At 63.3% G+C, this 26,259-nt stretch carries 24 protein-coding genes; 22 read left to right on the forward strand and 2 right to left on the reverse strand.

The features are described from left to right. From trmD to PFU01S_RS12430, 9 genes are all read left to right on the forward strand, one after another. Nucleotides 1-753, forward strand: a complete 753-nt coding sequence (gene trmD, locus PFU01S_RS12390) for a tRNA (guanosine(37)-N1)-methyltransferase TrmD (protein ID WP_023533658.1) — start codon at nt 1-3, stop codon at nt 751-753. A gap of 41 nt (nt 754-794) precedes the next feature. Then, a complete protein-coding gene (gene rplS, locus PFU01S_RS12395; protein WP_023533640.1) occupies nt 795-1,145 on the forward strand; it encodes a 50S ribosomal protein L19 in 351 nt (116 codons plus the stop codon). Nucleotides 1,146-1,238: 93 nt separating this feature from the next. Next, nucleotides 1,239-1,658: an acyl-CoA thioesterase gene (locus PFU01S_RS12400; RefSeq protein ID WP_027913821.1), complete on the forward strand. Its 420-nt coding sequence runs from the start codon at nt 1,239-1,241 to the stop codon at nt 1,656-1,658. A gap of 588 nt (nt 1,659-2,246) precedes the next feature. Then, nucleotides 2,247-3,143, forward strand: coding sequence for a site-specific tyrosine recombinase XerD (gene xerD, locus PFU01S_RS12405; protein WP_027913822.1), 897 nt, complete (start codon nt 2,247-2,249; stop codon nt 3,141-3,143). A 154-nt stretch (nt 3,144-3,297) separates the two neighbouring features. Continuing rightward, nucleotides 3,298-4,041 carry a thioredoxin fold domain-containing protein gene (locus PFU01S_RS12410; protein WP_027913823.1) on the forward strand — a complete coding sequence of 248 codons (744 nt, stop codon included), beginning with the start codon at nt 3,298-3,300 and terminating at the stop codon, nt 4,039-4,041. 83 nt (nt 4,042-4,124) lie between these two features. Further along, nucleotides 4,125-5,429, forward strand: coding sequence for a homoserine dehydrogenase (locus tag PFU01S_RS12415; protein ID WP_023534107.1), 1,305 nt, complete (start codon nt 4,125-4,127; stop codon nt 5,427-5,429). Between the two features lie 245 nt (nt 5,430-5,674). Next, nucleotides 5,675-7,084 (forward strand): threonine synthase, encoded by a 1,410-nt coding sequence (thrC, locus tag PFU01S_RS12420; protein WP_028686917.1) that lies wholly within the window; start codon nt 5,675-5,677, stop codon nt 7,082-7,084. Nucleotides 7,085-7,210: 126 nt separating this feature from the next. Continuing rightward, a complete protein-coding gene (locus PFU01S_RS12425; protein ID WP_028686916.1) occupies nt 7,211-7,639 on the forward strand; it encodes a response regulator in 429 nt (142 codons plus the stop codon). A 69-nt stretch (nt 7,640-7,708) separates the two neighbouring features. Continuing rightward, entirely contained in the window at nt 7,709-7,990 is a 282-nt protein-coding gene (locus PFU01S_RS12430; protein WP_023534040.1) for a DUF3509 domain-containing protein, read from the forward strand. Nucleotides 7,991-8,116: 126 nt separating this feature from the next. Here PFU01S_RS12430 and PFU01S_RS12435 read toward each other — a convergent pair whose 3' ends face one another. Both PFU01S_RS12435 and PFU01S_RS12440 read right to left on the reverse strand, forming a co-directional pair. Then, nucleotides 8,117-9,079, reverse strand: coding sequence for a TIGR02285 family protein (locus tag PFU01S_RS12435; RefSeq protein WP_371259660.1), 963 nt, complete (start codon nt 9,077-9,079; stop codon nt 8,117-8,119). A gap of 2 nt (nt 9,080-9,081) precedes the next feature. Beyond that, the gene (locus PFU01S_RS12440; protein WP_027913827.1) at nt 9,082-10,281 is read right to left on the reverse strand and encodes a CaiB/BaiF CoA transferase family protein; all 1,200 of its coding nucleotides are present in this window, start codon (nt 10,279-10,281) and stop codon (nt 9,082-9,084) included. A 132-nt stretch (nt 10,282-10,413) separates the two neighbouring features. On the opposite strand from PFU01S_RS12440, the gene PFU01S_RS12445 reads away from it, so the two are divergent. The 13 genes from PFU01S_RS12445 (at nt 10,414) to lysS (ending at nt 26,235) form a co-directional block, all read left to right on the forward strand. Further along, complete coding sequence (locus PFU01S_RS12445; RefSeq protein WP_028686915.1) at nt 10,414-10,956, forward strand: YaeQ family protein; 543 nt, start codon at nt 10,414-10,416, stop codon at nt 10,954-10,956. Nucleotides 10,957-10,964: 8 nt separating this feature from the next. After that, nucleotides 10,965-12,674: a single-stranded-DNA-specific exonuclease RecJ gene (gene recJ / locus PFU01S_RS12450; RefSeq protein ID WP_027913828.1), complete on the forward strand. Its 1,710-nt coding sequence runs from the start codon at nt 10,965-10,967 to the stop codon at nt 12,672-12,674. A 225-nt stretch (nt 12,675-12,899) separates the two neighbouring features. Further along, entirely contained in the window at nt 12,900-14,006 is a 1,107-nt protein-coding gene (locus tag PFU01S_RS12455) for an NADH:flavin oxidoreductase/NADH oxidase (RefSeq protein WP_028686914.1), read from the forward strand. Between the two features lie 143 nt (nt 14,007-14,149). Continuing rightward, nucleotides 14,150-14,833 carry a tellurite resistance TerB family protein gene (locus PFU01S_RS12460; RefSeq protein WP_028686913.1) on the forward strand — a complete coding sequence of 228 codons (684 nt, stop codon included), beginning with the start codon at nt 14,150-14,152 and terminating at the stop codon, nt 14,831-14,833. A 143-nt stretch (nt 14,834-14,976) separates the two neighbouring features. Beyond that, a complete protein-coding gene (locus tag PFU01S_RS12465; protein ID WP_028686912.1) occupies nt 14,977-16,599 on the forward strand; it encodes a methyl-accepting chemotaxis protein in 1,623 nt (540 codons plus the stop codon). Nucleotides 16,600-16,604: 5 nt separating this feature from the next. Further along, entirely contained in the window at nt 16,605-17,111 is a 507-nt protein-coding gene (locus tag PFU01S_RS12470; RefSeq protein ID WP_028686911.1) for a chemotaxis protein CheW, read from the forward strand. Beyond that, on the forward strand, nt 17,108-18,373 hold the full coding sequence (locus PFU01S_RS12475) for a CheR family methyltransferase (RefSeq protein WP_028686910.1): 1,266 nt from the start codon (nt 17,108-17,110) through the stop codon (nt 18,371-18,373). Before PFU01S_RS12470 ends, PFU01S_RS12475 begins: the two co-directional genes overlap by 4 nt. Next, entirely contained in the window at nt 18,370-19,038 is a 669-nt protein-coding gene (locus PFU01S_RS12480) for a chemotaxis protein CheW (RefSeq protein ID WP_028686909.1), read from the forward strand. Before PFU01S_RS12475 ends, PFU01S_RS12480 begins: the two co-directional genes overlap by 4 nt. After that, the gene (locus PFU01S_RS12485) at nt 19,035-21,338 is read left to right on the forward strand and encodes a hybrid sensor histidine kinase/response regulator (RefSeq protein ID WP_028686908.1); all 2,304 of its coding nucleotides are present in this window, start codon (nt 19,035-19,037) and stop codon (nt 21,336-21,338) included. Before PFU01S_RS12480 ends, PFU01S_RS12485 begins: the two co-directional genes overlap by 4 nt. After that, a complete protein-coding gene (locus PFU01S_RS12490) occupies nt 21,335-22,348 on the forward strand; it encodes a chemotaxis response regulator protein-glutamate methylesterase (protein WP_028686907.1) in 1,014 nt (337 codons plus the stop codon). Before PFU01S_RS12485 ends, PFU01S_RS12490 begins: the two co-directional genes overlap by 4 nt. A gap of 51 nt (nt 22,349-22,399) precedes the next feature. Continuing rightward, on the forward strand, nt 22,400-23,404 hold the full coding sequence (locus tag PFU01S_RS12495; RefSeq protein WP_028686906.1) for a response regulator: 1,005 nt from the start codon (nt 22,400-22,402) through the stop codon (nt 23,402-23,404). A gap of 140 nt (nt 23,405-23,544) precedes the next feature. Next, nucleotides 23,545-24,640 (forward strand): peptide chain release factor 2 gene (gene prfB, locus PFU01S_RS22150; RefSeq protein WP_097223500.1). Its coding sequence is split into 2 segments (ribosomal slippage): nt 23,545-23,616 and nt 23,618-24,640, totalling 1,095 coding nucleotides; the frame shifts between segments, so codons are not numbered across the junction. Nucleotides 24,641-24,732: 92 nt separating this feature from the next. Continuing rightward, nucleotides 24,733-26,235, forward strand: coding sequence for a lysine--tRNA ligase (gene lysS / locus PFU01S_RS12505; protein ID WP_028686905.1), 1,503 nt, complete (start codon nt 24,733-24,735; stop codon nt 26,233-26,235). Nucleotides 26,236-26,259 lie beyond the last annotated feature (24 nt).

Here is a 26,259-nt window from a genome sequence, read left to right on the forward strand (position 1 = left end):
ATGGGTAACCTTCGCGTAGACGTCATCACGTTGTTCCCCGAGATGTTTTCGGCCATCACGGAGTACGGCATTACCAGCCGCGCGGTGAAACAGGGGTTGCTTCAGGTAACGTGCTGGAACCCGCGGGACTACACCACAGATCGTCACCATACGGTAGATGATCGGCCGTTTGGCGGTGGTCCTGGCATGGTGATGAAAATCAAGCCTCTGGAAGATGCCCTGGTCAACGCCAGGCAGGCAACCGGAGCTGCGGCGAAGGTGATCTATCTCTCGCCACAAGGCCGCAAGCTGACTCAGCAGGCGGTCAAAGGCCTGGCCGAACAGGAATCATTGATCCTGATCGCCGGTCGTTATGAAGGCATCGACGAGCGTTTCATTGAAGCTCATGTCGATGAGGAGTGGTCGATTGGCGACTATGTGCTTTCCGGTGGCGAGCTGCCGGCCATGGTACTGATCGATGCGGTTACACGGCTGCTGCCCGGAGCTTTAGGGCATGTGGACTCGGCGGAAGAAGACTCTTTCACCGATGGTCTGCTTGATTGCCCGCACTACACCCGACCTGAGGTGTATGCGGATCAGCGTGTTCCCGACGTGTTGCTTAGTGGCAACCATGCACACATCCGGCGTTGGAGAATGAAGCAGTCCCTTGGTAGGACCTTCGAACGACGCGCCGATCTTCTGGAAAGTCGCTCGCTTTCTGGAGAAGAGAAGAAGCTGCTCGAGGAATACCTCCACGAGCGGGACGATAGTTAAACGTATCGATGGTGGATCACGATCCATCTTAGGAGCACAGCATGACCAACAAGATCATCCAGCAGCTCGAAGCCGAGCAGATGAGCAAGGAAATCCCGACCTTCGCACCCGGCGACACCGTTGTCGTTCAAGTTAAAGTGAAGGAAGGTGAGCGTTCCCGTCTGCAGGCGTTCGAAGGCGTCGTTATCGCCAAGCGCAACCGTGGTCTGAACAGCGCCTTCACCGTGCGCAAGATCTCCAGCGGCGTTGGTGTAGAGCGTACCTTCCAGACCTTCAGCCCACAGATCGACAGCCTGGCCGTGAAACGTCGTGGTGACGTGCGTAAAGCCAAGCTGTACTACCTGCGCGATCTGTCCGGCAAAGCCGCTCGCATCAAGGAAAAACTGTCCTGAGTACAGTTTGCCCGGCGGCCCAGGTCGCCTAGCGAGAAAGAAGCAGCCTTCGGGCTGCTTTTTTGCGTTTTGAACTTCGTACAGGTGACAGCCATGACCACCCGAGACCAGGAAATTCAGCGCCGCACCGAGCTTTCGGTCACCCGCGTGACCAAGGCGGTGTTCCCCAACACCACCAACCATCACAACACCTTGTTCGGTGGCACGGCCCTGGCGTGGATGGACGAAGTGTCCTTCATCGCGGCCACGCGTTTCTGCCGCTTGCCGTTGGTGACTGTTTCCACCGATCGCATCGACTTCAAGCACCCGATCCCGGCGGGCTCAATCGTCGAGCTGGTGGGTACGGTGATCAAGGTAGGCAATACCAGCTTGCAGGTGCAGGTGGATGTCTTCGTCGAAAACATGTATCTCGATGGCCGGGAGCGGGCGATTCACGGCGTCTTCAGTTTCGTTGCCATCGACGAGGACAAGCGTCCGGTGCCGGTACTGCAGGAAATATCAAAACCTGCATAGGCAAGGCGTCGCCGGAGCGCCGCTCCCGCACGAAATTCGACAGGCTTCTTGCCAGTGCCAGTGCCAGTGCCGTTGCTTTAGCTTTTGCTTCTAAGCGCGCGGTAGCCCAGGCACCGCAGATCGCGACTTCAGGAGGCCGAGCGCAGGGCTTGCGCAGGGAGGTGACAGGCATGGATGCCTGTCAAGCGCTGGGCCCCAGGATGGGGCCTGCAGCGCGGTCCTCCCGGGAGCAAGCCCGGAGCGAGGGAACCCCGGAGCGCAGCGTAGGGGCCGGATGACAGGAGCAGGCGGTTTTTGCTTACTTTTTGCCAAGACAAAAAGTGAGCCGCCGTAAGGGCGGAAGGGTGACTGTGCGCCCCCCTCGCCAATGAATACCAACTTGCCACATACGCCCAAGCTAAGGCGCCAAGGCCCCAAGGCGCTCAAACGTTCATACCGATTATTTAATCTCACCGCGCCCCCTTCGCCGCCGGTCCATAAAAACCCGCGAACCTCGATAAGCACTGCAAGCCAGCCCACCCCAAATACAGACAACCCGCCAATCGCTATGAAACACTACCGCCCCCACAGCCGCAAATAGCCCCCAGCATGCCCGCCCTGGACCACCCGCTCATCGATCAATTCCTGGACGCCCTGTGGCTCGAAAAGGGATTGTCCGACAATACTCGCACCTCTTACCGCAGCGACCTCGCCCTGTTCAACGGCTGGCTACAAGCACACTCGGTCAACCTCCCCGATGCGGGCCGCGAACTGATTCTCGACCACCTGGCCTGGCGCCTGGACCAAGGCTACAAGCCGCGCTCGACCGCACGTTTCCTGTCCGGGCTACGCGGTTTCTTCCGCTACCTGCTGCGCGAAAAGCTCATCGCCATCGACCCGACGCTTCAGGTAGACATGCCACAACTGGGCAAACCGCTGCCCAAGTCGCTGTCCGAGGCCGATGTGGAAGCCTTGTTGCAAGCCCCGGAGCTTGGCGAGGCCATCGGCCAGCGCGACCGCGCCATGCTCGAAGTGCTGTATGCCTGCGGCCTGCGCGTCACCGAGCTGGTCAGCCTCACGCTCGATCAGGTCAATCTGCGCCAGGGCGTACTCAGGGTGATGGGCAAAGGCAGCAAGGAGCGGCTGGTGCCCATGGGCGAGGAGGCGGTGGTGTGGCTGGAGCGCTACCTGCGCCACGGCCGTGCCGAATTGCTCAACGGCCGTCCCAGCGATGTGCTGTTCCCTAGCCTGCGCGGCGAGCAGATGACCCGGCAGACCTTCTGGCATCGCATCAAGCACCATGCCCAGATGGCGGGCATCGACAAGGCCTTGTCGCCGCACACGCTGCGACACGCATTCGCCACGCACCTGCTCAACCACGGTGCGGACCTTCGCGTGGTGCAGCTGTTGCTGGGCCACAGCGATTTGTCGACCACGCAGATCTACACCCACGTGGCCAAGGCACGGTTGCAGCAACTGCACGCCGAGCACCATCCACGCGGATGAATGTTTTTCATGTTCGCCCAACCGGCAGTCTGCGGCGGCTTCAAGCCAGGCGTGATGTGGTAGGCTTGGGCGGTTAGCACCAAGGGCCGCCCAGTCACCTCGTCGTTTTACTCAGGTGACGCTCTGCGGCCCCTGTCCGCCCTCAGGAGTATCCATGCGCGTGACCCCGTTTTTCGCCGCCGCCGCCTTGGCGCTGGCCAGCACCTTTGCCGTGGCTGCGGCGCCCGATACGCCAGTCGGCGCCGAGCAGGCCATTCGCAAGTCATTGCAGAACCTGTCCCTGGAAGTGCCTGTCGAGAGCGTGGCCAGCAGCCCGGTCAGCGGCCTGTACGAAGTCAAGCTGCAAGGCGGGCGTGTGCTGTACGCCAGCGCTGATGGCCAGTTCGTGATGCAGGGCTACCTGTTCCAGATCCAGGACGGCAAGCCCGTCAACCTGACCGAAAAAGCCGAGCGCCTGGGCATAGCCAAGCTCATCAATGGCATTCCGGCAGGTGAGATGGTGGTGTATCCGGCCAAGGGCGAAACCAAGTCCCATATCACCGTCTTCACCGACACCACGTGCCCGTACTGCCACAAGCTGCATGCCGAAGTGCCCGAACTCAACCGCCGCGGTATCGAAGTGCGTTACGTCGCCTTCCCGCGTCAGGGCCTGGGCTCGGCCGGCGACCAGCAATTGCAGGCGGTGTGGTGCTCCAGCGACCGTCGCAAAGCCATGGACAAGATGGTCGAGGGTGATGAAATCAAGGCAGCCAAGTGCACCAACCCGGTCAGCAAGCAGTTCCAGCTGGGGCAGTCGATCGGCGTCAACGGTACACCGGCCATCGTGCTCGAAAATGGCCAGGTGATTCCGGGTTACCAGCCTGCACCGCAGGTCGCCAAGCTGGCGCTTGCCAAGTAATACAGTTCTATACGCCGTCGTCATGGGGTGACGGCATGTTTCACGGTCGGCAAAGGTGTCGGCCGTTCAATGGGGAGTTCACAGTGAAACCGGTCAAAGTAGGCATCTGTGGGTTGGGGACCGTCGGTGGCGGAACCTTCAATGTACTTCAGCGCAACGCCGAGGAGATTGCCCGCCGTGCCGGGCGCGGTATTGAAGTGGCACAGATCGCCATGCGCTCGCAGAACCCGAACTGCCAGATTACCGGTACCCCCATTACCGCTGATGTGTTCGAAGTCGCGAGCAACCCCGAGATCGATATCGTCATCGAGCTCATTGGGGGCTACACCGTGGCCCGCGACCTGGTGCTCAAGGCCATCGAGAACGGCAAGCACGTGGTCACCGCCAACAAGGCGCTGATCGCCGTGCATGGCAACGAAATCTTCGCCAGAGCCCGTGAAAAGGGCGTGATCGTCGCCTTCGAAGCAGCGGTGGCCGGCGGCATCCCGGTAATCAAGGCCATTCGCGAAGGCCTGTCGGCCAACCGTATCAACTGGCTGGCGGGGATCATCAACGGTACCGGCAACTTCATCCTCACCGAAATGCGCGAAAAAGGCCGTGCCTTCCCGGATGTGCTGGCCGAAGCCCAGGCGCTTGGCTATGCCGAAGCCGACCCGACGTTCGACGTCGAAGGCATCGACGCGGCGCACAAGCTGACCATCCTGGCATCGATCGCGTTCGGCATTCCGCTGCAGTTCGACAAGGCCTACACCGAAGGCATCACCCAGCTGACCACGGCGGACGTGAACTACGCCGAAGCCCTGGGCTACCGCATCAAGCACCTGGGCATGGCACGCCGTACCGCCGAAGGTATCGAGTTGCGCGTGCACCCGACGCTGATTCCGGCCGACCGCCTGATTGCCAACGTCAATGGGGTGATGAATGCCGTGATGGTCAACGGCGACGCCGCCGGCTCGACGTTGTACTACGGTGCAGGCGCAGGAATGGAACCAACCGCGTCCTCGGTGGTGGGTGACCTGGTGGACGTGGTCCGTGCCATGACCTCTGACCCGGAAAACCGCGTACCCCACCTGGCGTTCCAGCCCGATTCGCTGTCAGCGCACCCGATCCTGCCGATCGAAGCCTGCGAGAGCGCCTATTACCTGCGTATTCAGGCCAAGGATCATCCAGGGGTGCTGGCCCAGGTGGCGAGCATTCTGTCCGAGCGTGGCATCAACATCGAATCGATCATGCAAAAGGAAGCCGAAGAGCAAGACGGCTTGGTGCCGATGATCCTGTTGACCCACCGGGTGGTGGAGCAGGGCATCAACGACGCTATCGTTGCCCTCGAGGCCCTGCAGGATGTGGTAGGCCAGGTCGTGCGCATTCGCGTCGAGCAGCTCAACTAGGGTTGGCCTGAACAGCCTTGTGACGAACGTCCGGCAATGCTGTTTTCGGACATGCGTGACCGAGTACCGGGGCTTCTCGCACAGAGCCCCAGCGACACCCCCGGCGCTGCAGCCATACGCAGCGTAGGGGCTTTAGAACACCCTATAGTCACGGCAAGCCAAGGCGTGCCGCCCAGGAACGAGGCCTCCGGCCCTTTTCTGCTGCGGGTAAACCAGGCTTGCCGCTCAAACCAAAGGTTTGTCCCATGCGCTATATCAGTACCCGCGGCCAGGCACCGGCCCTGAACTTTGAAGACGTATTGCTCGCCGGCCTGGCTACCGACGGTGGCCTGTACGTCCCGGAAAACCTGCCACGTTTCACGCAGGAAGAAATCGCATCCTGGGCGGGCCTGCCGTACCACGAGCTGGCCTTCCGCGTCATGCGCCCGTTCGTCGAGGGCAGCATCGCCGATGCCGACTTCAAGAAAATTCTCGAAGAAACCTACGGCGAATTCGCCCATGCTGCCGTTGCCCCGCTGCGCCAGCTCAACAGCAACGAGTGGGTGCTTGAGCTGTTCCACGGGCCGACCCTGGCATTCAAGGATTTCGCCTTGCAACTGCTCGGTCGCTTGCTCGACCACGTGCTGGCCAAGCGTAACGAACGTGTGGTGATCATCGGTGCCACCAGCGGCGACACCGGCTCTGCGGCCATCGAAGGTTGCCGTCGGTGCGACAATGTCGACATCTTCATCCTGCACCCGCACCAGCGGGTTTCGGAAGTGCAGCGTCGGCAGATGACGACCCTCTTCGGCGAGAACATCCACAACATCGCCATCGAAGGCAATTTCGATGACTGCCAGGAAATGGTCAAGGCGAGCTTCGCCGACCAGTCGTTCCTCAAGGGCACCCGCCTGGTAGCTGTCAATTCGATCAACTGGGCGCGGATCATGGCCCAGATCGTCTACTACTTCCACGCAGCCCTGCAGCTTGGCGGCCCGGCCCGTTCGGTGGCCTTCTCGGTGCCCACCGGCAACTTCGGCGATATCTTCGCAGGCTACCTGGCACGCAACATGGGCCTGCCGATCAGCCAGCTGGTGGTGGCCACCAACCGCAACGACATCCTGCACCGCTTCATGAGCGGCAACCAGTACGTCAAGGAGCAGTTGCACGCCACCTTGTCGCCGTCGATGGACATCATGGTTTCGTCCAACTTCGAGCGCCTGCTGTTCGATCTGCACGGTCGCAACGGCGCGTCGATTGCCGAGTTGATGGCCAACTTCCGCCAAGGCGGCGGCTTCACCGTCGAACAGGACCGCTGGACCGAGGCGCGCAAGCTCTTCGATTCGCTGGCCGTCACCGATGAACAGACCTGCCAGACCATCGCCGAGGTGTTTGAGACGACCGGCGAGGTGCTGGACCCGCACACGGCCATCGGCGTCAAGGCCGGTCGCGAGTGCCGCCGTAGCCTGGATACGCCCATGGTTGTGCTGGGTACCGCACACCCGGTCAAGTTCCCTGAAGCGGTCGAGCAGGCAGGCGTTGGCAAGGCGCTTGAATTGCCCGTGCACATGAGCGACCTGTTCAGCCGTGAAGAGCGATGCACCGTATTGCCCAATGACCTCAAGGCAGTACAAGGCTTCGTCAGCCAGCACGGCAATCGCGGCAAGCCGCTCTGACCTTGCAGGCTCCGGGTCGGGCCGATCCGGAGCCTCAGTGGTTTCGATGCATTAATTCAGAAAAATCCTATTCTGGCCGATCGTCATCGCGCCTAGATTAGCCGGTCCTCCCAGCAGGAGCGGCTCATGCAACAGCCCCATGTACTGATTCATCAGGTGCGCCCGTCCCACCAGATCCTTCTGCACCAGGCCCTCAATGCCCAGGGCGTGTTTCGGGTGCGGGTCTGTCAGGACAAGGCCGAGCTCGACGCGTGCCTTTCGGGCGCATTCTCCCCGGATTTATTGATTTTCGACCATGCCATGCCCACCCGCACAGGCATTGCGATACTCAAGCGGCTACCGATGGCCTGCCCGGTGCTGTTCGTCGGTCAGGCAGGTGCCCGGCGACGCAACCTGGCTGATCAGGCCCGCGGTTTTGGCTTGCAAGTCATTGCGGAGTTGCCATGGCCATTGTCTTCCCCGGCCCTGCAAAGGGTGTTGCAAATACTGCCAAGCCCGTCCGAACGTGAAAGGTCGCAACCCATCAACGCACCGACGGCGCATTCAACAGCATGAAGGGTTAGAACTTTCCGCTTTGCTTGCAGGTCTGCTCCTTACAACTCATCAAGCAAGCGAGTAATCCGGATGGAACGAATCTGCAGACTGCTCAACCAAGCCCTCACCCCTTACCAGGCGCACTTGGGCCTGGCCGATAGCCACGGTAACCGGCAATTGACCGTCCACGACCACCTGGCCAGGGTGGTATTACAGCGCACGGTCAGCGAGCGTCAATTGCAGGAGCAACGTCTGCTGGTGGACATGGTCGATGGTCTGCACCGTGATCTGCAGATCGCCGAAGGGCGGCTGCAACCTTGCGTGATTGCTGCATTGCAGCAGCGTCAGCAACCTCAGGGAACCTTTGCCTGAGCGAGTCATCAGATTGATCAGTACAGCCGGCCACTGCTTTGCTCCCGCATGGCCACTGCTGTCGCTGGAAGCCCAAGGGCTTTCGCTTGACCCCGGACGTTCTTCCCCAGCGTCCGGGGTTTCTTTTTATCTGGGTTGGGGATCTTGAAGGTTGATCGGCCCAGCGGCGTGGCGCTCGTCCTGTTCAGGGCGTTCGGCGTGTGCCGCCGTGTGCTCGCTGAAGAAAGCGCGACTGTGTTCAAGGTAGTCCGCCCGCTGAGCGAGGTCGAGCCAATGCGCATACAGGTTCGGTAGCACCGTCTGGCGCAGCTGGGTCAAGACCTGATCGATGTGGGCCATGGCGGCTTGCCCTTGCGGGCTGGCCGAGCAGCCTACATGCAGGAATTGGTAGGGCTTCACACCCTGAACCGGGTGAAATTGGTAGTCAGCAGGCGATCCGCCCTGTTGCTGGATCAGATAGCGAACTTCCGGCCAGTAGCCGAGCACCAGGCGCAGTCGGCCCAAGCGTTGCATCTGCAGCAGGTTGGCGGTGGCCTGCGTGCCGTAGTGCCGGCTGACGGAGGCATCTGGCAAGTGGCTCAGCGTATCGTCGATCACAGCCCCGTAACTGCGCTCTGCCACTACCCCAAGGCGTAGCGATGGGTCGCTCAGCAGGCCTTGAAGATCGACCGCCTCACCGTCGAGGTGGGGCGCCACCAGGGCGTGGTTTTCCTTGCGCACGACCAGGCCGCTGGTTTGCACGCCCAGCAACGGGATGGAAAAGCGCACATAGCGAGCGCGCTCGGCAGTCCACAGCAGCATCGGATCACAGGTCAGGCTGCTGCTGTCCTGCAGCATCTGCAAGCCACGCGCACGATTGACCCGCACGGTGCTGTGGGCATATTCGGGCATCTGCTGGATCAGCTGCGGTAACAGCTGGTCGATCACCCCACGACCTTCTTCCGGGCCCTCGGATACGCTGAACGGTGGCAGATCGCGCATCAGCCACAGCAATCGCTCCTGAGCGCTTGATGGCACGCTCAGCAGTGCAGCCAGTAGGGCACCCGTCCATGCCAACCTAACGGGGCGCAGGCAATGGAACAGCGACAGGCTCAGACAGCGCCCGCCTGACGCAGGGCGGCGACGGCGGCCGCATCATAGCCCAGCTGGCTTAGCAGCTCGTCGGTGTGTTCGCCCAGTGCTGGCCCGACCCAATCGGCAGAGCCTGGGGTGTCGGATAGCTTTGGGACGATGCCCGGCATGCGCACTGCCTTGCCATCGGGCAGGCGCGCCTCCAGAAGCATCTCGCGCGCCAGGTACTGAGGGTCGCTGAACATGTCTTCGGCCGAGTAAATGCGGCTGGCCGGCACCTCGGCTGCGGTCAGGGCCTGCATAAGCTGCTCCAGTGGCAATCCGTTGGCCCAGCGATCGATGACCCCGTACAGCTCATCGCGGCGCAGGTCTCGCCCGTCATTGGTGGCCAGGCTCGGGTCCTCGGCCAGGTCGCTACGGCCGATGGTCAACATCAGGCGCCTGAAGATGGCATCGCCATTGGCGCCGATCTGTACATGCTTGCCGTCTGCGCTGGTATGGATGGAGGAGGGCGTGATGCCCGGCATGATGTTGCCCGTGCGCTCGCGGATGAAACCGAAGACGTCGAACTCCGGCACCATGCTCTCCATCATGGCGAAGATGGCCTCGTACAGCGCCACGTCGACCACCTGGCCCAAACCCCCGTTGACCTCGCGATGACGCAGGGCCATCAGTGCGCCGATCACCGCCCACAACGCCGCTATGGAGTCGCCGATGGAAATACCGGTGCGCACGGGCGGGCGATCCTCGAACCCAGTGATGTAACGCAAGCCACCCATGGACTCGCCCACCGCGCCAAAGCCTGGTTGCTCCTTCATGGGCCCGGTCTGGCCGAAGCCTGACAGGCGCACCATGACCAGCCGTGGGTTGAGCGCATGGAGCACGTCCCAGCCAAAACCGAGCTTCTCGAGCACGCCCGGACGGAAGTTTTCGATCAGGATGTCCGCCTCGGCCAGCAGTTTGCGCAGGACGTCGCGCCCGTCGGGGTGCTTGAGATTGAGGGTGAGCGAGCGCTTGTTGCGCGCCTGCACGAACCACCACAGCGAGGTGCCCTCGTAAAGCTTGCGCCACTTGCGCAACGGGTCGCCGCCGTCGGGCGATTCCACCTTGACCACCTCGGCGCCGAATTCGGCGCAGATGCGCGATGCGAATGGCCCGGCGATCAAGGTGCCGAGCTCGACCACTTTAAGGCCGGCGAGGGGTTTGCTTGACGTCGACATGGGGCATCCGTGGCAGCTATGAAGAGCGGTGTTTTTATCACAGCTGCGATGCGGCAGATACTGCCGCGGCGCAACCGTGGACTGGATCGGTTAGACTGTGCGACTTTTCTTCAGGCAAGAAGCACCCCGACCATGGCCCAGCCGTCCACCACCTACAAATTCGAACTGAACCTGACCGACCTCGACCGCAATGTCTACGAGAACGTCAAGCAGACCATCGCGCGGCACCCGTCGGAAACCGAGGAGCGTATGGCGGTTCGTCTGTTGGCCTATGCGCTGTGGTACAACGAAAACCTGACATTCGGCCGGGGGCTGTCGGACGTCGATGAGCCGGCGCTCTGGGAAAAGAGCCTGGACGACCGCGTGTTGCACTGGATCGAAGTAGGCCAGCCAGATGCCGATCGCCTGACCTGGTGCTCGCGCCGTACCGAACGCACCAGCCTGCTGGCCTACGGTAGTCTGCGTGTGTGGGAAGGCAAGGTGGTGAGCGCGGTGAAGAACCTCAAGAACCTCAGCATCGCGGCCGTGCCTCAGGAGGTGCTCGAGACCCTGTCCACCGACATGCCCCGCAGCATCAAATGGGATGTGATGATCAGCGAAGGCACGGTGTTCGTGACCGATGACCGTGGCCAGCACGAAGTGCAATTGCAGTGGCTGCTGGGGGAGCGTGGCTGAACCATCCCATGCGTATCGAATCTCGCCCGCTGCCCCCGACCCTGCCGTTTCTTGGCAACCTGCCACCCTTGCTGACGCGCCTGTACGCCGCCCGTGGCGTGCTAAGCGAGGCCGAGCTGGACAAGAGCCTGGCGCGCCTGCTGCCCTACCAGCAGCTCAAGGGCATGGACGCGGGCGTCGACCTGCTGGTGCAGGCCATCGACCAAGGCCAGCGCATTCTGATCGTCGGTGACTTCGATGCCGATGGCGCCACGGCCAGTACCGTCGGCGTGCTGGGTTTGCGCCTGCTCGGTGCGGCCCACGTGGACTACCTGGTACCCAACCGCTTCGAATACGGGTACGGCCTCACGCCGGAAATCGTCGAAGTGGCATTGCAGCGCCAACCGCAGCTGCTGGTCACGGTCGACAACGGGATTTCCAGCGTCGACGGGGTCGCGGCGGCGAAGGCGGCTGGCCTCAAGGTCCTGGTGACCGACCACCACTTGCCTGGCGAGGCGCTGCCGGACGCCGATGCCATCATCAACCCCAACCAGCCAGGCTGCCCGTTTCCGAGCAAGTCGCTGGCAGGCGTCGGGGTGATTTTCTACGTGCTCATGGCCCTGCGCGCGCGCTTGCGCAGCCTGGGCCGCTACGACACCCGGCCGCAGCCGAACATTGGCGAACTGCTGGACCTGGTTGCCTTGGGCAGCGTAGCTGACGTGGTGCCGCTGGACGCGAACAATCGCATCCTGGTGCATCAGGGCCTGGAGCGCATTCGTGCCGGGCGCGCCCGGCCTGGCCTCAAGGCAATTCTGGAGGTAGCCAAGCGCGACCACCGGCGCATCACCTCCACCGACCTGGGTTTCATTCTGGGCCCGCGGCTGAACGCCGCCGGGCGCCTGGACGACATGAGCCTGGGTATCGAGTGCCTGCTCTGCGAGGATTATGCCCTGGCGTTGGACATGGCTCAGCAACTGGATGGCCTGAACCAGGACCGCAAGTCCATCGAACAGGGCATGCAGCGTGAAGCACTGGCCCAGTTGCGGGACTTGCCGGTCGAATCGATGCCCTATGGCCTGTGCCTGTTCGATGCAGAGTGGCACCAGGGCGTCATTGGCATCCTGGCTTCTCGCCTCAAGGAACGGTATCACCGCCCAACCATCGCTTTCGCCGATGCCGGTGACGGCATGCTCAAGGGCTCTGCGCGCTCCGTGCCGGGGTTTCACATCCGCGACGCGCTCGATGCGGTGGCCGCGCGCCATCCGCAGCTGATCAGCAAGTTCGGTGGCCATGCCATGGCGGCTGGGCTGTCCCTGCCCGAAGCCAACTATCCCGCGTTCGCCGAGGCCTTCGACCAGGAGGTCCGCCGCCAACTGTGCGAGGACGACCTCACCGGGCGACTGCTGTCTGATGGCAGCCTGGCGGTGGAGGAATTCCACCTGGACCTGGCCAAGGCGCTGCGCCAAGCCGGGCCTTGGGGGCAACATTTTCCGGAGCCGCTGTTCCACGGTGTGTTCCAGCTGGTCGAGCAGCGCGTGGTGGGTGAGCGCCATCTGAAAGTCGTGCTCAAAAGCGAGTGCGGCACGGTGCGCCTGGACGGCATCGCCTTCGGTATCGACCGCGAGGTTTGGCCCAACCCGACCGTGCGCTGGGTGGAGCTGGCCTACAAGCTGGATGTGAACGAGTTCCGCGGCAATGAAAGCGTGCAACTGATGATCGCCCACATGGAGCCGCGCTGAGCCAGGATCTGTGTGAAACGTTTCGAGAAGAGGCCTGGCTGTATTTAACCCAGCCTCACCGCGTATCGAGGCTTTTCACACAGCGCCCCGGGGCATCACTGCCAAATCCCATGGAACCTTCCCCCTACCCAATCTGGTCTAGTCTGAACACAGACCGGTACCGGGCCAGGAATGTGTGAACGAGTGCCCGGCCGGATCACTTTGCAGCCATTGGGAGGTGCCCTCATGAGCATGCTGCTCGAGCCTTACACCCTGCGTCAGCTGACCCTGCCGAACCGTATCGCCGTATCACCGATGTGCCAGTATTCCTCGGTCGATGGCCTGGCCAACGACTGGCACCTGGTGCACCTGGGCAGTCGCGCTGTCGGCGGTGCGGGCCTGGTCGTCACCGAGGCCGTGGCGGTCACGGCCGACGGGCGCATCACCGCTGAAGACCTCGGCCTGTGGGAGGACGCGCAGATCGCCCCCTTGCAGCGCATCACCCGTTTCATCACCGCTCAAGGGTCCATCCCGGGTATCCAGCTCGCCCATGCCGGGCGCAAGGCCAGCACCTACCGCCCTTGGCTGGGCAAGCATGGCAGCGTCACATTGGAGGAGGGCGGCTGGCAGCCGGTCGGGCCGTCGAAGATCGCGTTCGATCCTGAGCACACCGTGCCCAGTGAGCTGACCCATGCGCAGATCCAGGACGTGGTGCAGGCCTTTGTCGCCTCGGCCAGGCGTGCGCTGGACGCGGGCTTCAAAGTGGTCGAGGTGCACGCTGCCCACGGTTACCTGTTGCACCAGTTCCTGTCGCCGTTGAGCAATCAGCGTCAGGATGAATACGGCAGCTGCTTCGAGAACCGCATCCGCCTGACCTTGCAGGTGGTCGAAGCGGTTCGCGCAGTCTGGCCGGCCGAGTTGCCATTGTTCGTGCGGGTGTCGGCCACCGACTGGGTGGAAGACGGCTGGAACCCGGACGAAACCGTCGAGCTGGCCCGGCGCCTGCGTGTGCTTGGTGTGGATCTGATCGATGTGTCTTCAGGTGGCACGTCCAGCAATGCCGAGATTCCGACCGGCCCTGGCTACCAGACCCGCTTTGCCGAGCGCGTGCGCAAGGAGTCGGAGATGGCCACGGGCACCGTGGGCATGATCACCGAGCCTGCCCAGGCCGAGCACATCCTGCGCACAGGCCAGGCCGACTTGATTTTCCTGGCCCGGGAGCTGCTGCGCGACCCGTACTGGCCGTTGCATGCAGACGACGACCTGGGCGGGCACCAGGCCACCTGGCCGGCGCAATACCAGCGGGCCACCAGCCGGTCGAGCCCAATTCACGAATCGGACCTGCGCGACTGAAAGGACGTGGATGCCGGCGGCGGGTGTGCAGGCACCGGCAAGCCGCCTCCGGCGATGCAACATCTGGAAGCAAATCCTCTGTGCCGTGTTGTGGGGCAAGTCTTAATCTGGCTGCTGACTTCCATGATGTGGAGATGCGCATGATGAATACCCGGGGTTTGCTTGATCAATTGCTCAAATCCGGCCAGCAACTGCTAGAAAAGCAGGCAGGCGGGGCCAAGACGGGTGCAGGCGCCGGCGGGCTCGGCGGGTTGCTGTCAGGCGCAGGTGGTGGCCTGCTTGGCGGCGGTGCGCTGGGCGTGTTACTCGGCAGCAAGAAAGCCCGCAAGTTTGGTGGCAAGGCGCTTACCTACGGGGGGCTCGCCGCGCTTGGCGTGCTTGCCTACAAGGCCTATGGCAACTGGCAGGCCCAGCAGGCCAACCAACAGACCCCCACCCCAGAGCCCCAGACGGTAGACCGCGTACCTGCGGCCCAGGTGGAGCAGCACAGCCAGGCGGTGCTGCGTGCACTGGTCGCTGCGGCCAAGGCCGATGGTCATGTGGATGAGCGCGAACGCGCGCTGATCGAGGGGGAGTTCACCCGCCTGGACGGTGACCGTGAAGTGCAGCAGTGGCTGCATGCGGAGCTCGACAAGCCGCTGGACCCGGCCGAGGTGGCCCGGGCGGCCCAGACGCCGGAAATCGCTGCCGAGATGTACCTGGCCAGCGTGATGATGGTCGATCAGGAAAACTACATGGAACGTGCTTATCTGGACGAACTGGCGCGCCAGCTGGGGTTGGCCCAAGGGTTGCGCGAGGAGCTGGAAAAGCAGGCGCGGCAGGTCTGAGCCGCGCGTGCAGTTTTGGCCTGATCGGGAGGGTCACTGCGTTGTCTGGGCGTTCTGTCAGAACATGACACGCAATTCTGTAGGACGCCTGGGCTATACTTCGGCGATTTTTCCTGCTCGTAGTGAATCCCTGAGGGCTGAATGTGAAGAACTGGACGTTGCGCCAACGGATCCTGGCAAGTTTCGCCGTGATCATCGCCATCATGCTGCTGATGATCGTGGCGGCCTATTCGCGCTTGGTGACCATCGAATCTGCCGAGCAGGAAGTTGGGGCCGACAGCATTCCAGGGGTCTACTACAGCTCGATGATCCGCAGCGCATGGGTGGACAGTTACGTCACCAGCCAACAGTTGGTCGGGCTTTCTGACCGGCGCGAGATCAGCTCGGCCGACATGGAACTCTTCAAGAGTTTCGAAGACCGGCTCAAGCAACACATGGCCAGTTACCAGACCACCATTCGCGATGGCGAGGACCAGGCCCGCTTCGACGCCTTCGTGAAGCTCGAACAAGCCTACATGCAGAACGTCAACCAGGTGCTCAGTGCGTATCGCGAACGCAATTATGCCGAAGCCCAGCGTTTGATCGCCCAAGTGCTGACCCCCACCTGGGTCGAAGGGCGCAAGCACCTGAACGAGGTGATCGAACAGAATCGCCTGTCCGCCGACGCGGCCACCCGAGAAATCGTCAGCGCGGTGAACACGGCCAAGGGCAGCATGGTTGTGTCACTGTTGCTGGCCATCGTGGCCGCCGGTATCTGTGGCTTGCTGCTGCTGCGCGCCATCACCTCGCCCATGAGCCTCATCGTGACTGCGCTGGACAGGCTTCGCTCGGGTGACCTGAGCATGCGCCTGAACCTGGATCGCCAGGACGAGTTCGGCGCGGTTCAGGGTGGCTTCAATGAAATGGCCGAGGCGTTGGCCAATCTGGTGGCGCAGGCGCAGCGCTCGTCGGTGCAGGTCACCACCTCGGTGACGGAAATCGCGGCCACCTCCAAGCAGCAGCAGGCCACCGCCACCGAGACGGCCGCCACCACAACCGAAATCGGTGCCACCTCGCGTGAAATCGCCGCCACTTCCCGCGACCTGGTGCGCACCATGACCGAAGTCACCTCGGCCGCCGATCAGGCGTCGAGCCTGGCCGGCTCCGGGCAGCAAGGGCTGGCGCGCATGGAAGAAACCATGCACCAGGTCATGGGTGCGGCCGACCTGGTCAACGCCAAGCTGGGCATCCTCAACGAGAAGGCCAGCAACATCACCCAGATGGTCGTCACCATCGTCAAGGTGGCCGACCAGACCAACCTGCTGTCGCTCAACGCGGCCATCGAAGCCGAGAAGGCCGGGGAATACGGCCGCGGTTTCGCCGTGGTGGCCACCGAAGTGCGCCGCCTGGCTGACCAGACGGCGGTGGCGACCTATGACATCGAGCAGATGGTGCGCGAGATCCAGTCGGCCGTGTCGGCCGGGGTCATGGGCATGGACAAGTTTTCCGAAGAGGTGCGCCGCGGCATGTTCGAGGTTCAGCAGGTCGGTGAGCAACTGAGCCAGATCATTCATCAGGTCCAGGCACTGGCGCCGCGTGTACTGATGGTCAACGAAGGCATGCAGGCCCAGGCCACCGGTGCCGAGCAGATCAACCAGGCGCTGGCGCAACTGAGCGACGCCAGTACCCAGACCGTGGAGTCGCTGCGCCAGGCCAGTTTTGCCATCGACGAGCTGAGCCAGGTCGCCGCCGGCCTGCGCGGCGGCGTGTCGCGCTTCAAAGTCTGAAGGCGATGATCGACATGCAACCGCGCGCCGTGCCGGCAGGCCACGACAACGGTGCGCTGTACCTGCAGTTTCACCTGGGTGACCAGCGTTTTGCCCTGTCTGTGCAGGACGTGATCAAGGTGCTGCCCCGTCAGCCCCTCAAGCCAGTGCTGCAAGCGCCGCACTGGGTGGCGGGCATTCTTGCCTACCGGGGGCAGTTGGTGCCGGTGGTGGATTTGGCTGCCCTGTGCGTGGGGCGGCCGGCGTTGCAGCGTACCAGTACCCGCCTGGTGCTGGTGCGCTATCGCAGCGCACTGCAACTGGGCCTGATTCTGGAGCATGCCACTGAAACCCTGCGCTGCCGTGCTGATGAATTCAAACCCTATGGCGTAAACAATGACCCCGCACCTTACCTGGGGCCGGTCCGCCAGGATGCCCTGGGTCTGGTGCAGCGCATCGAGGTCGACCAGGTGTTGCCCGAGGCCGTGCACCGAGTGCTGTACCCTGACCCACAGGGCGGGACCTGCACATGAACGAACGGCATTTCTTTCATTTTCTGCGTGAGCGCATAGGTTTGGATGTCGAATCGGTAGGCGCGTCGATGGTCGAGCGTGCCCTGCGTCAGCGCAGCGCGGCACTGGGTGCCAGCGGCCTGGACGACTACTGGGTGCGCCTGCAGCAATCGCTGGCCGAGCAGCAGGCGCTGATCGAAGCGGTGATCGTGCCGGAGACGTGGTTTTTCCGCTACCGCGAGTCCTTCACTGCGCTGACAGGCCTTGCGCACAAACGCCTGGCCAAATTGGCCGCCGCTCGCCCACTGCGCTTGCTCAGCCTGCCCTGTTCGACAGGGGAGGAGCCCTATTCACTGGCGATGGCGCTGCTCGATGCCGGCATTCCCCCGGCATCCTTCCTGATCGACGGTATGGACATCAGCCCTGCGTCCGTGGCCAAGGCCAGCCAGGGTCTCTACGGGCGCAATGCGTTTCGTGGCGATGACCTGGGTTTTCGCGAACGTTATTTCGATGTCGCTGACGAAGGCCATCGCGTGCATGACCGTGTGCGCCAGCAAGTGACCCTGCAGGTGGGCAATGTCCTCGATCCGGCATTGGCCAACCGGGAGGGCCTCTACGACTTCGTGTTCTGCCGCAACCTGCTCATCTATTTCGATGTGCCTACTCAGCAACGGGTGTTCGAAACCCTCAAGCGCCTGCTTCATCCTCAAGGCGTGCTGTTCATCGGGCCTGCCGAAGGCAGCCTGCTGGCTCGCCTTGGCATGCGCCCGGTGGGTATTGCCCAGTCGTTTGCCTATGTCCGCCAGGACGATGTGACCCAGCAACGCCCGGCGCCGGCCGTGCCGATTCAACGCGACCCCATCAAGCCGTTGACCGGCTACCGCTCGGCCAGCGCCCCGGTGCCGCGCTTGCGCGGGTCCCTTGGGCCTGTGCCTGACCGGCAGACCGTCGAAGCCCCCCGGACCGGCCCCCACGAATTGCTGGCAAGCATTGCCGAGCATGCCAATGCCGGCAATAGCCAGCAGGCGCGTGATGCCTGCCAGCGCTACCTGCGCCAGTACCCGCCGTCGGCCCAGGTGTACTACTGGTTGGGCCTGCTCAGCGACACCGAAGGTGATTTGCAACAAGCACAGGTTCACTACCGCAAGGCGCTGTACCTTGAGCCGCAGCACCCAGAAGCGCTCGTTCACCTGGCCGCGCTGTTGCAGGCCCAAGGTGACCAGGCCGGGGCCCTGCGTTTGCAGAGCCGTGCCATGCGTGCCGGTCGGGAGGCTGACCGATGAACGATGAGGCTGTGACCGACCTGCTCGCCGAAACCGATGTGCGCATCGACGACTGCTGGAATCGCATCGGTGTGCATGGCAACAAGCAGTGCCCGCTGCTTGAGCGTCATGTCCATTGCCGCAACTGCGAGGTGTACGCCGCCGCTGCCACGCGTCTGCTGGACCGCTATGCACTGGTGCAGGACACCGATGCCCAGCCGGACTTGGAGCCAGTCGAGCAGGCCTGTACAGGGCGCTCGATGCTGTTGTTCCGCCTGGGGGAGGAGTGGCTGGCGTTGCCTACCGCATGCCTGGCCGAGATCGCGCCCTTGCAGGCCGTGCATTCGCTACCCCATCAGCGCTCGCGCGTGCTGTTGGGCGTTGCCAATGTACGCGGTGCCTTGGTGCCGTGCCTGTCGTTGCAGGAGCTGCTGGGTACGCCTGGCAGCGTGACTGAACAGCGCAGCACTCGTGGCTTGCCGCGCATGCTGATCCTGGCGGCCGAGGGTGGCCCGGTGGTCATGGCCGTCGAGGAAATCGACGGCATTCATCGGCTTGATCGGCCCATGGACCCTGCTCACGACGCCATGCGCTTCACGGCAGCGGTGCTGCAATGGCGCGGGCGCAGCGTGCGTGTGCTGGATGAACAACAGCTGTTGTCTGCCGTACAGCGGAGCCTGTCATGACACCTGAGCAAATGCGCGACGCCTCGTTGCTCGAACTGTTCAGCCTTGAAGCCGAGGCCCAGACGCAGGTGCTCAACGCCGGGCTGCTGGCCCTTGAGCGCAACCCCACGCAGGCCGACCAGCTAGAAGCCTGCATGCGCGCGGCCCATTCCCTCAAAGGGGCTGCACGCATCGTTGGGGTGGATGCCGGTGTCACCGTTGCGCACGTGATGGAGGACTGCCTGGTGGCAGCCCAGGAAGGTCGCCTGCGCCTGAGCGCGGAGCATATCGACGCGCTGCTGCAGGGCACCGACCTGTTGATGCGCATTGCCACACCTGGCGACACCGCCGCCCAGGACGATGTGCCCGGCTTCCTGGTGCTGATGGCCGCCGTATTGGAGCCCGGGGGGCCGAGCGCAGCACCTGCCGTTCCCGCACAGGCCGGTGCACCGATGGCGCCGCCGCCGGTGGCGAGCCAGGCACCGGCGGCGGCGCCTGTACCAGCGTCTGAGCCGCCAGACGATGCTGAGCCTGCGCCGCGTCGCAAGGCCGGCAAGCGCACAGTAGAGGGGGGCGAGCGGGTGCTGCGGGTGACCGCCGACAGGCTCAACAGCCTGCTCGACCTGTCCAGCAAGTCCTTGGTGGAAACCCAGCGTCTCAAGCCCTACCTGGCCACCTTGCAGCGTCTCAAGCGCATGCATGGCCAGGGCATGCAGGCGCTCGATGGGCTGCGCCTGCAACTCGAAGACAGCGGCCATGGTGGCGAGGTGCTCGAGGCCTTGGCCCAGACCCAACGCTTGTTGGCCGAAACCCAGCAGATCCTGCGTCAGCAAGCGGCCGACCTGGACGAGTTCGGCTGGCAGGCCAGCCAGCGTGCACAACTGCTCTACGACACCGCCCTGGCCTGTCGCATGCGACCATTTGCCGATGTGCTGGCCGGGCAGAGCCGCATGGTGCGCGACTTGGGCCGCGCCCTGGGCAAACCGGTGCGCCTGATCATCGAAGGGGAGAAAACCCAGGTCGATCGTGACGTCCTGGAAAAACTCGAAGCGCCGCTGACCCACTTGCTGCGGAACGCGGTCGATCATGGCATCGAACTGCCAGACAGGCGGCTGTTGGCGGGCAAGCCCGAAGAAGGGCTGATCCGCCTGCGCGTCTCGCACCACGCCGGGATGCTGAGCCTTGAGCTGATGGACGACGGTGCCGGCGTGGACCTGGATCGCCTGCGTGCCAGCATCGTGGAACGTACCCTGTCTCCGGCCGAAACCGTCGAGCGCATGAGTGACGATGAATTGCTCACCTTCCTCTTCCTGCCGGGTTTCAGTCTGCGGGATACGGTGACCGAAGTGTCCGGGCGGGGTGTGGGGCTTGACGCCGTGCAGCACATGATCCGCGAATTGCGCGGGGCAATCGAACTGACCCAGACGCCTGGGTTGGGGTGCCGCTTCCACCTGCAGGTACCGCAAACCTTGTCAGTCGTGCGCAGCCTCGTCGTGGAAGTCGGCGGGGAGGCCTATGCCTTCCCTCTGGCGCATATCGAACACACCCTGGCGGTGGACGCCAACGACATCGTGCAGATAGAAGGGCGGCAGCACTTCTGGCATGACGGCCAGCACATCGGCCTGGTAGCCGCCAGCCAGTTGCTGCACCGGCCGGCCGGGCAAACCGATCAGAACAGCCTGCGGGTCGTGGTCATCCGCGAGCGCGAGCGCTTGTATGGCGTGGCGGTCGAGCGGCTGATCGGCGAGCGGGTGCTGGTGGTGATGCCGCTCGATCCGCGTCTGGGCAAAGTGCAGGACATTTCTTCAGGGGCGCTGCTGGACGACGGCTCGGTGGTGCTGATTGTCGATGTGGAGGACATTTTGCGCTCGGTCGACAAACTGCTCAGCACCGGTACGCTCGAGCGCGTCGAGCGCGGCGGTGCCGGCGCCTCTGGCCTGGCGCGCAAACGCATCCTGGTGGTCGACGACTCGCTGACCGTGCGTGAGCTGCAGCGCAAGCTGCTGGGCAATCGCGGCTATGACGTCGCGGTGGCGGTCGATGGCATGGATGGCTGGAACGCTCTGCGCGGCGACGATTTCGACTTGCTGATCACCGACATCGACATGCCGCGCATGGACGGCATCGAGTTGGTCACCCTGGTGCGCCGTGACCAACGCTTGCAATCGCTGCCCGTCATGGTGGTTTCCTACAAGGACCGGGAGGAAGACCGACGGCGCGGCCTGGATGCCGGGGCCGACTACTATTTGGCTAAAGCCAGTTTCCACGACGATGCGTTGCTGGATGCTGTAGTCGAACTGATCGGAGGTGCTCACGGATGAAGATCGCCATCGTCAATGACATGCCCTTGGCAGTGGAGGCCTTGCGCCGGGCCGTCGCGCTGGAACCTGCCCATGAGGTGGTGTGGGTGGCCAGCAACGGCGCCGAAGCCGTGCAACGCTGTCAGGAGCTGCAACCGGACCTGATCCTGATGGACTTGATCATGCCGGTGATGGATGGCGTGGAAGCGACTCGCCGGATCATGGCCGACACCCCGTGCGCCATCGTCATCGTTACGGTCGATCGCAAGCAGAATGTGCACCGGGTATTCGAAGCCATGGGGCATGGTGCACTGGATGTGGTCGACACACCGGCGCTGGGTGCGGGCGACGCCCGCGAAGCCGCCGCGCCATTGCTGCGCAAGATTCTCAACATCAGCTGGCTGATTGGACAGCAGCGCCCGCCGACGCCCAGGCCGGTTGCCGCACCGCTGCGTGAAGCGAGCCAGCGACGAGGGTTGGTGGCCATCGGTTCCTCGGCAGGTGGTCCGGCGGCCCTGGAAATACTGCTCAAAAGAGTGCCAGCCGGGTTCCCGGCCGCGATCGTGCTGGTCCAGCATGTGGATCAGGTCTTTGCCGCTGGCATGGCCGAATGGCTCAGCAGTGCGGCCGGGCTGCCGGTGCGCCTGGCGCGCGAAGGCGAGCCACCGCAACCTGGGCAGGTGCTGCTGGCCGGAACCAACCACCATCTGCGCCTGCTACAGAACGGGCAACTGGCCTACACTGCCGAACCGGTCAATGAAATCTACCGCCCCTCCATCGACGTTTTCTTCGAAAGCGTGGCGCGCTACTGGTCAGGCGAGGCAGTGGGGGTATTGCTCACCGGCATGGGGCGTGACGGAGCACAGGGGCTCAAGATGATGCGCCAACGGGGTTTTCTGACCATTGCCCAGGACCAGGCCAGCAGTGCTGTCTATGGCATGCCCAAGGCTGCTGCGGCGATCGATGCCGCAGTGGAAATCCGCCCGCTTGAAGGCATAGCCGGGCGTCTGACGGAAATTTTTTCACAATGATGAAGCGTAACGAATCATGCCGCCCGGCCGGCAGTGTTCAGGTGAACAGCCATGAATGAGCTCCCCATCGAAGGGTTCGCCGCCGCCGATGAAAATTCGGCGATGGTGCTGCTGGTCGACGATCAGGCCATGATCGGGGAAGCCGTGCGGCGGGGCCTGGCCCATGAGGACAACATCGATTTTCATTTTTGCGCCGACCCGCACCAGGCGGTGCAGCAGGCCATGCGCATCAAGCCCACGGTGATCCTGCAGGACCTGATCATGCCCGGGCTCGATGGCCTGACGCTGGTGCGTGAGTACCGCAGCAACCCGGCCACCCAGGACATCCCGATCATCGTGCTGTCGACCAAGGAAGACCCGCTGGTCAAGCGCGCCGCGTTCGCGGCCGGGGCCAACGATTACCTGGTCAAACTGCCCGACACCATCGAGCTGGTGGCGCGCATTCGCTATCACTCGCGTTCCTACCTGACCTTGTTGCAGCGCGACGAAGCTTACCGCGCCCTGCGGGTCAGCCAGCAGCAGTTGCTCGATTCGAACCTGATGCTGCAACGGCTGATGAACTCCGATGGCTTGACGGGCCTGTCCAATCGACGCCATTTCGATGAGTACCTGGAGCTTGAGTGGCGACGGGCGATGCGCGAGCAGCAACAGTTGTCGCTGTTGATGATCGACGTCGATTATTTCAAGGCCTACAACGACACCTTTGGCCACCTGGCCGGAGACGAAGCGCTGCGGCGCGTGGCAGAAGCCATCCGTGGCTCGTGCTCGCGGCCTAGCGACCTTCCGGCCCGCTACGGCGGCGAGGAGTTCGCCCTGGTGTTGCCCAACACCTCCCCAGGTGGCGCCAGGCTGGTTGCCGAGAAACTGCGCCAGAGCGTGCTGGGCCTGGCGATCGAGCACACGGCACCGGCTGCCGGAGCGTACCTGACCGTCAGCGTGGGCCTGGCCACGCAGGTTCCCGCTATCGGCAGCCTCTGTCGGCAATTGATCTCGGCGGCGGACAAAGGGCTGTACCAGGCCAAGAACGGTGGCCGCAACCAGGTGGGTGTCGCCTAGCGCGCTGGGCGAGGGGTGCTCCTTTCGAGCGGCTGCACCCGGCGGCTGGTTGTCGATGCCTGCCAGGCGGGTCTGCCGCCACGCGGCCGACTCGGTTATACTCGCAGGCTTTTCACCGAATTCGCACGAGTAGCCTGCCCATGGAAATCCAACCGATCCTGAACACCATCAAGGACCTCTCCGACCGCTCCCAGTCCATTCGGGGGTATCTTTGACTACGATCTCAAGCATGACCGCCTGATCGAAGTCAATCGCGAGCTGGAAGACCCCAACGTCTGGAACAAGCCCGAGTACGCCCAGGCCCTGGGCCGTGAGCGGTCCATGCTGGCGCAGGTCGTCGAGACGCTGGACAAGCTGTCCAACGGCCTGGCCGATTGCAAGGACCTGCTGGACATGGCCGTCGAAGAGGGCGACGAGGGCGCTGTCGGCGACGTCGTGACCGAACTGCATGGCCTTGAAGAAAACCTGGCCCAGCTCGAGTTCCGTCGCATGTTCAGCGGCGAGATGGACATGAACAACGCCTACCTCGACATCCAGGCCGGCTCCGGCGGGACCGAGGCGCAGGACTGGGCCAACATTCTGTTGCGCATGTACCTGCGCTGGGCCGACAAGCGTGGTTTCGACGCCACCATCATCGAACTCTCCGAGGGCGAAGTGGCTGGCATCAAGGGCGCCACCGTGCACATCAAGGGCGAATATGCCTTCGGCTGGCTGCGCACCGAGATCGGCGTGCACCGCCTGGTGCGCAAGAGCCCGTTCGACTCCGGCGCCCGCCGCCACACCTCGTTCTCGGCCGTGTTCGTCTCGCCCGAAATCGACGACAAGGTCGAAATCGAGATCAACCCGTCGGACCTGCGCATCGACACCTACCGCTCCTCGGGCGCCGGCGGCCAGCACGTGAACACCACCGACTCGGCAGTGCGTATCACCCACGTGCCGACCAACACCGTGGTGGCGTGCCAGAACGAACGCTCCCAGCATGCCAACAAGGACACCGCCATGAAAATGCTGCGGGCCAAGTTGTACGAGCTGGAGATGCAGAAACGCAATGCGGCCTCGCAGGCGCTGGAAGACAGCAAGTCGGACATTGGCTGGGGCCACCAGATCCGCTCGTACGTGCTGGACGACTCGCGCATCAAGGACCTGCGTACCGGCGTGGAACGCAGCGACTGCCAGAAAGTGCTGGACGGTGACCTTGACCAGTACCTGGAAGCGAGCCTCAAACAGGGGCTGTAAGCCACACCCTATCGCCGCGCCACCGGCCTCGTGCCGGTAGCGCGCGCCCTGCCCGCCAAGGGCAACGAATACCTGATGGAAACAAAGACGACATGAGCGACCTGAAGACCGAATCGCAAGACCTGCAACAGGAAGAAAACGCCCTGATCGCCCTGCGCAAGGAAAAGCTTGCAGCAGAACGCGCCAAGGGCAATGCCTTCCCCAACGACTTCCGTCGCGACAGCTACTGCAACGACCTGCAGAAACAGTACGCGGACAAGACCAAGGAAGAGCTGGAAGCAGCCGCGATCCCGGTCAAGGTGGCGGGCCGCATCATGCTCAACCGTGGCTCGTTCATGGTCATCCAGGACATGACCGGCCGCATCCAGGTCTACGTCAACCGCAAGACCCTGCCCGAAGAAACCCTGGCTGCGGTCAAGACCTGGGACCTGGGCGACATCATCAGCGCCGAGGGCACCCTGGCTCGCTCGGGCAAGGGTGACCTGTACGTCGAAATGACCCAGGTGCGCCTGCTGACCAAGTCGCTGCGTCCGCTGCCCGACAAACACCACGGCCTGACCGACACCGAGCAGCGCTACCGCCAGCGCTACGTCGACCTGATGGTCAACGAAGAGACACGCCACACCTTCCGCGTGCGCTCCCAGGTCATCTCGCACATTCGCAAGTTCCTCATCGAGCGCGACTTCCTCGAAGTCGAGACGCCGATGCTGCAGACCATCCCGGGCGGTGCAGCGGCCAAGCCGTTCGAAACCCACCACAATGCGCTGGACATGGCCATGTTCCTGCGTATCGCGCCTGAGCTGTACCTCAAGCGTCTGGTCGTCGGTGGTTTCGAGAAGGTCTTCGAAATCAACCGCAACTTCCGCAACGAAGGGGTTTCGACGCGCCACAACCCCGAGTTCACCATGCTCGAGTTCTACCAGGCCTACGCCGACTACCGCGACAACATGGACCTCACCGAGGAACTGTTCCGCGAGCTGGCGCAGCTGGTGCTGGGATCTACCGATGTGCCGTACGGTGACAAGGTCTTCCACTTCGGCGAGCCCTTCGTGCGCCTGTCGGTGTTCGACTCGATCCTCAAATACAACCCGGAGCTCACCGCTGCCGATCTGCAGGATGTCGACCGCGCCCGCGACATCGCTCGCAAGGCCGGTGCGAAGGTGCTGGGCCATGAAGGCCTGGGCAAGCTGCAGGTGATGATTTTCGAAGAGCTGGTCGAGCACAAGCTGGAGCAGCCGCACTTCATCACCGAGTACCCGTTCGAGGTCTCGCCGCTGGCCCGTCGCAACGACGAGAACCCTGCGGTGACCGACCGTTTCGAACTGTTCATCGGCGGGCGCGAAATCGCCAACGCCTACTCCGAGCTCAACGATGCCGAAGACCAGGCCGAGCGCTTCCTGGCCCAGGTGGCCGAGAAGGATGCCGGTGACGACGAGGCCATGCATTACGACGCCGACTTCGTGCGCGCGCTGGAATACGGCATGCCGCCAACGGCGGGCGAGGGCATCGGCATCGACCGCCTGGTGATGCTGTTGACCAACTCGCCATCGATCCGCGATGTGATCCTGTTCCCGCACATGCGTCCGCAGGGCTGAGTGAAGTCGAAAAAGCCGCCTTTT

This window comes from Pseudomonas fulva NBRC 16637 = DSM 17717 (genome assembly GCF_000730565.1).
Lineage (GTDB): Bacteria > Pseudomonadota > Gammaproteobacteria > Pseudomonadales > Pseudomonadaceae > Aquipseudomonas > Aquipseudomonas fulva.

Coding starts and splice junctions, on each gene's coding strand:
- PFU01S_RS12490 (WP_028686907.1), top strand. CDS start 21,335: ATGAAGATCGCCATCGTCAATGACATGCCCTTGGCAGTGGAGGCCTTG.
- rplS (WP_023533640.1), top strand. CDS start 795: ATGACCAACAAGATCATCCAGCAGCTCGAAGCCGAGCAGATGAGCAAG.
- PFU01S_RS12410 (WP_027913823.1), top strand. CDS start 3,298: ATGCGCGTGACCCCGTTTTTCGCCGCCGCCGCCTTGGCGCTGGCCAGC.
- PFU01S_RS12425 (WP_028686916.1), top strand. CDS start 7,211: ATGCAACAGCCCCATGTACTGATTCATCAGGTGCGCCCGTCCCACCAG.
- PFU01S_RS12470 (WP_028686911.1), top strand. CDS start 16,605: ATGATCGACATGCAACCGCGCGCCGTGCCGGCAGGCCACGACAACGGT.
- PFU01S_RS12445 (WP_028686915.1), top strand. CDS start 10,414: ATGGCCCAGCCGTCCACCACCTACAAATTCGAACTGAACCTGACCGAC.
- xerD (WP_027913822.1), top strand. CDS start 2,247: ATGCCCGCCCTGGACCACCCGCTCATCGATCAATTCCTGGACGCCCTG.
- PFU01S_RS12485 (WP_028686908.1), top strand. CDS start 19,035: ATGACACCTGAGCAAATGCGCGACGCCTCGTTGCTCGAACTGTTCAGC.
- lysS (WP_028686905.1), top strand. CDS start 24,733: ATGAGCGACCTGAAGACCGAATCGCAAGACCTGCAACAGGAAGAAAAC.
- PFU01S_RS12480 (WP_028686909.1), top strand. CDS start 18,370: ATGAACGATGAGGCTGTGACCGACCTGCTCGCCGAAACCGATGTGCGC.
- PFU01S_RS12430 (WP_023534040.1), top strand. CDS start 7,709: ATGGAACGAATCTGCAGACTGCTCAACCAAGCCCTCACCCCTTACCAG.
- PFU01S_RS12460 (WP_028686913.1), top strand. CDS start 14,150: ATGAATACCCGGGGTTTGCTTGATCAATTGCTCAAATCCGGCCAGCAA.
- recJ (WP_027913828.1), top strand. CDS start 10,965: ATGCGTATCGAATCTCGCCCGCTGCCCCCGACCCTGCCGTTTCTTGGC.
- PFU01S_RS12400 (WP_027913821.1), top strand. CDS start 1,239: ATGACCACCCGAGACCAGGAAATTCAGCGCCGCACCGAGCTTTCGGTC.
- PFU01S_RS12495 (WP_028686906.1), top strand. CDS start 22,400: ATGAATGAGCTCCCCATCGAAGGGTTCGCCGCCGCCGATGAAAATTCG.
- PFU01S_RS12440 (WP_027913827.1), bottom strand. CDS start 10,281: ATGTCGACGTCAAGCAAACCCCTCGCCGGCCTTAAAGTGGTCGAGCTC.
- trmD (WP_023533658.1), top strand. CDS start 1: ATGGGTAACCTTCGCGTAGACGTCATCACGTTGTTCCCCGAGATGTTT.
- thrC (WP_028686917.1), top strand. CDS start 5,675: ATGCGCTATATCAGTACCCGCGGCCAGGCACCGGCCCTGAACTTTGAA.
- PFU01S_RS12475 (WP_028686910.1), top strand. CDS start 17,108: ATGAACGAACGGCATTTCTTTCATTTTCTGCGTGAGCGCATAGGTTTG.
- PFU01S_RS12455 (WP_028686914.1), top strand. CDS start 12,900: ATGAGCATGCTGCTCGAGCCTTACACCCTGCGTCAGCTGACCCTGCCG.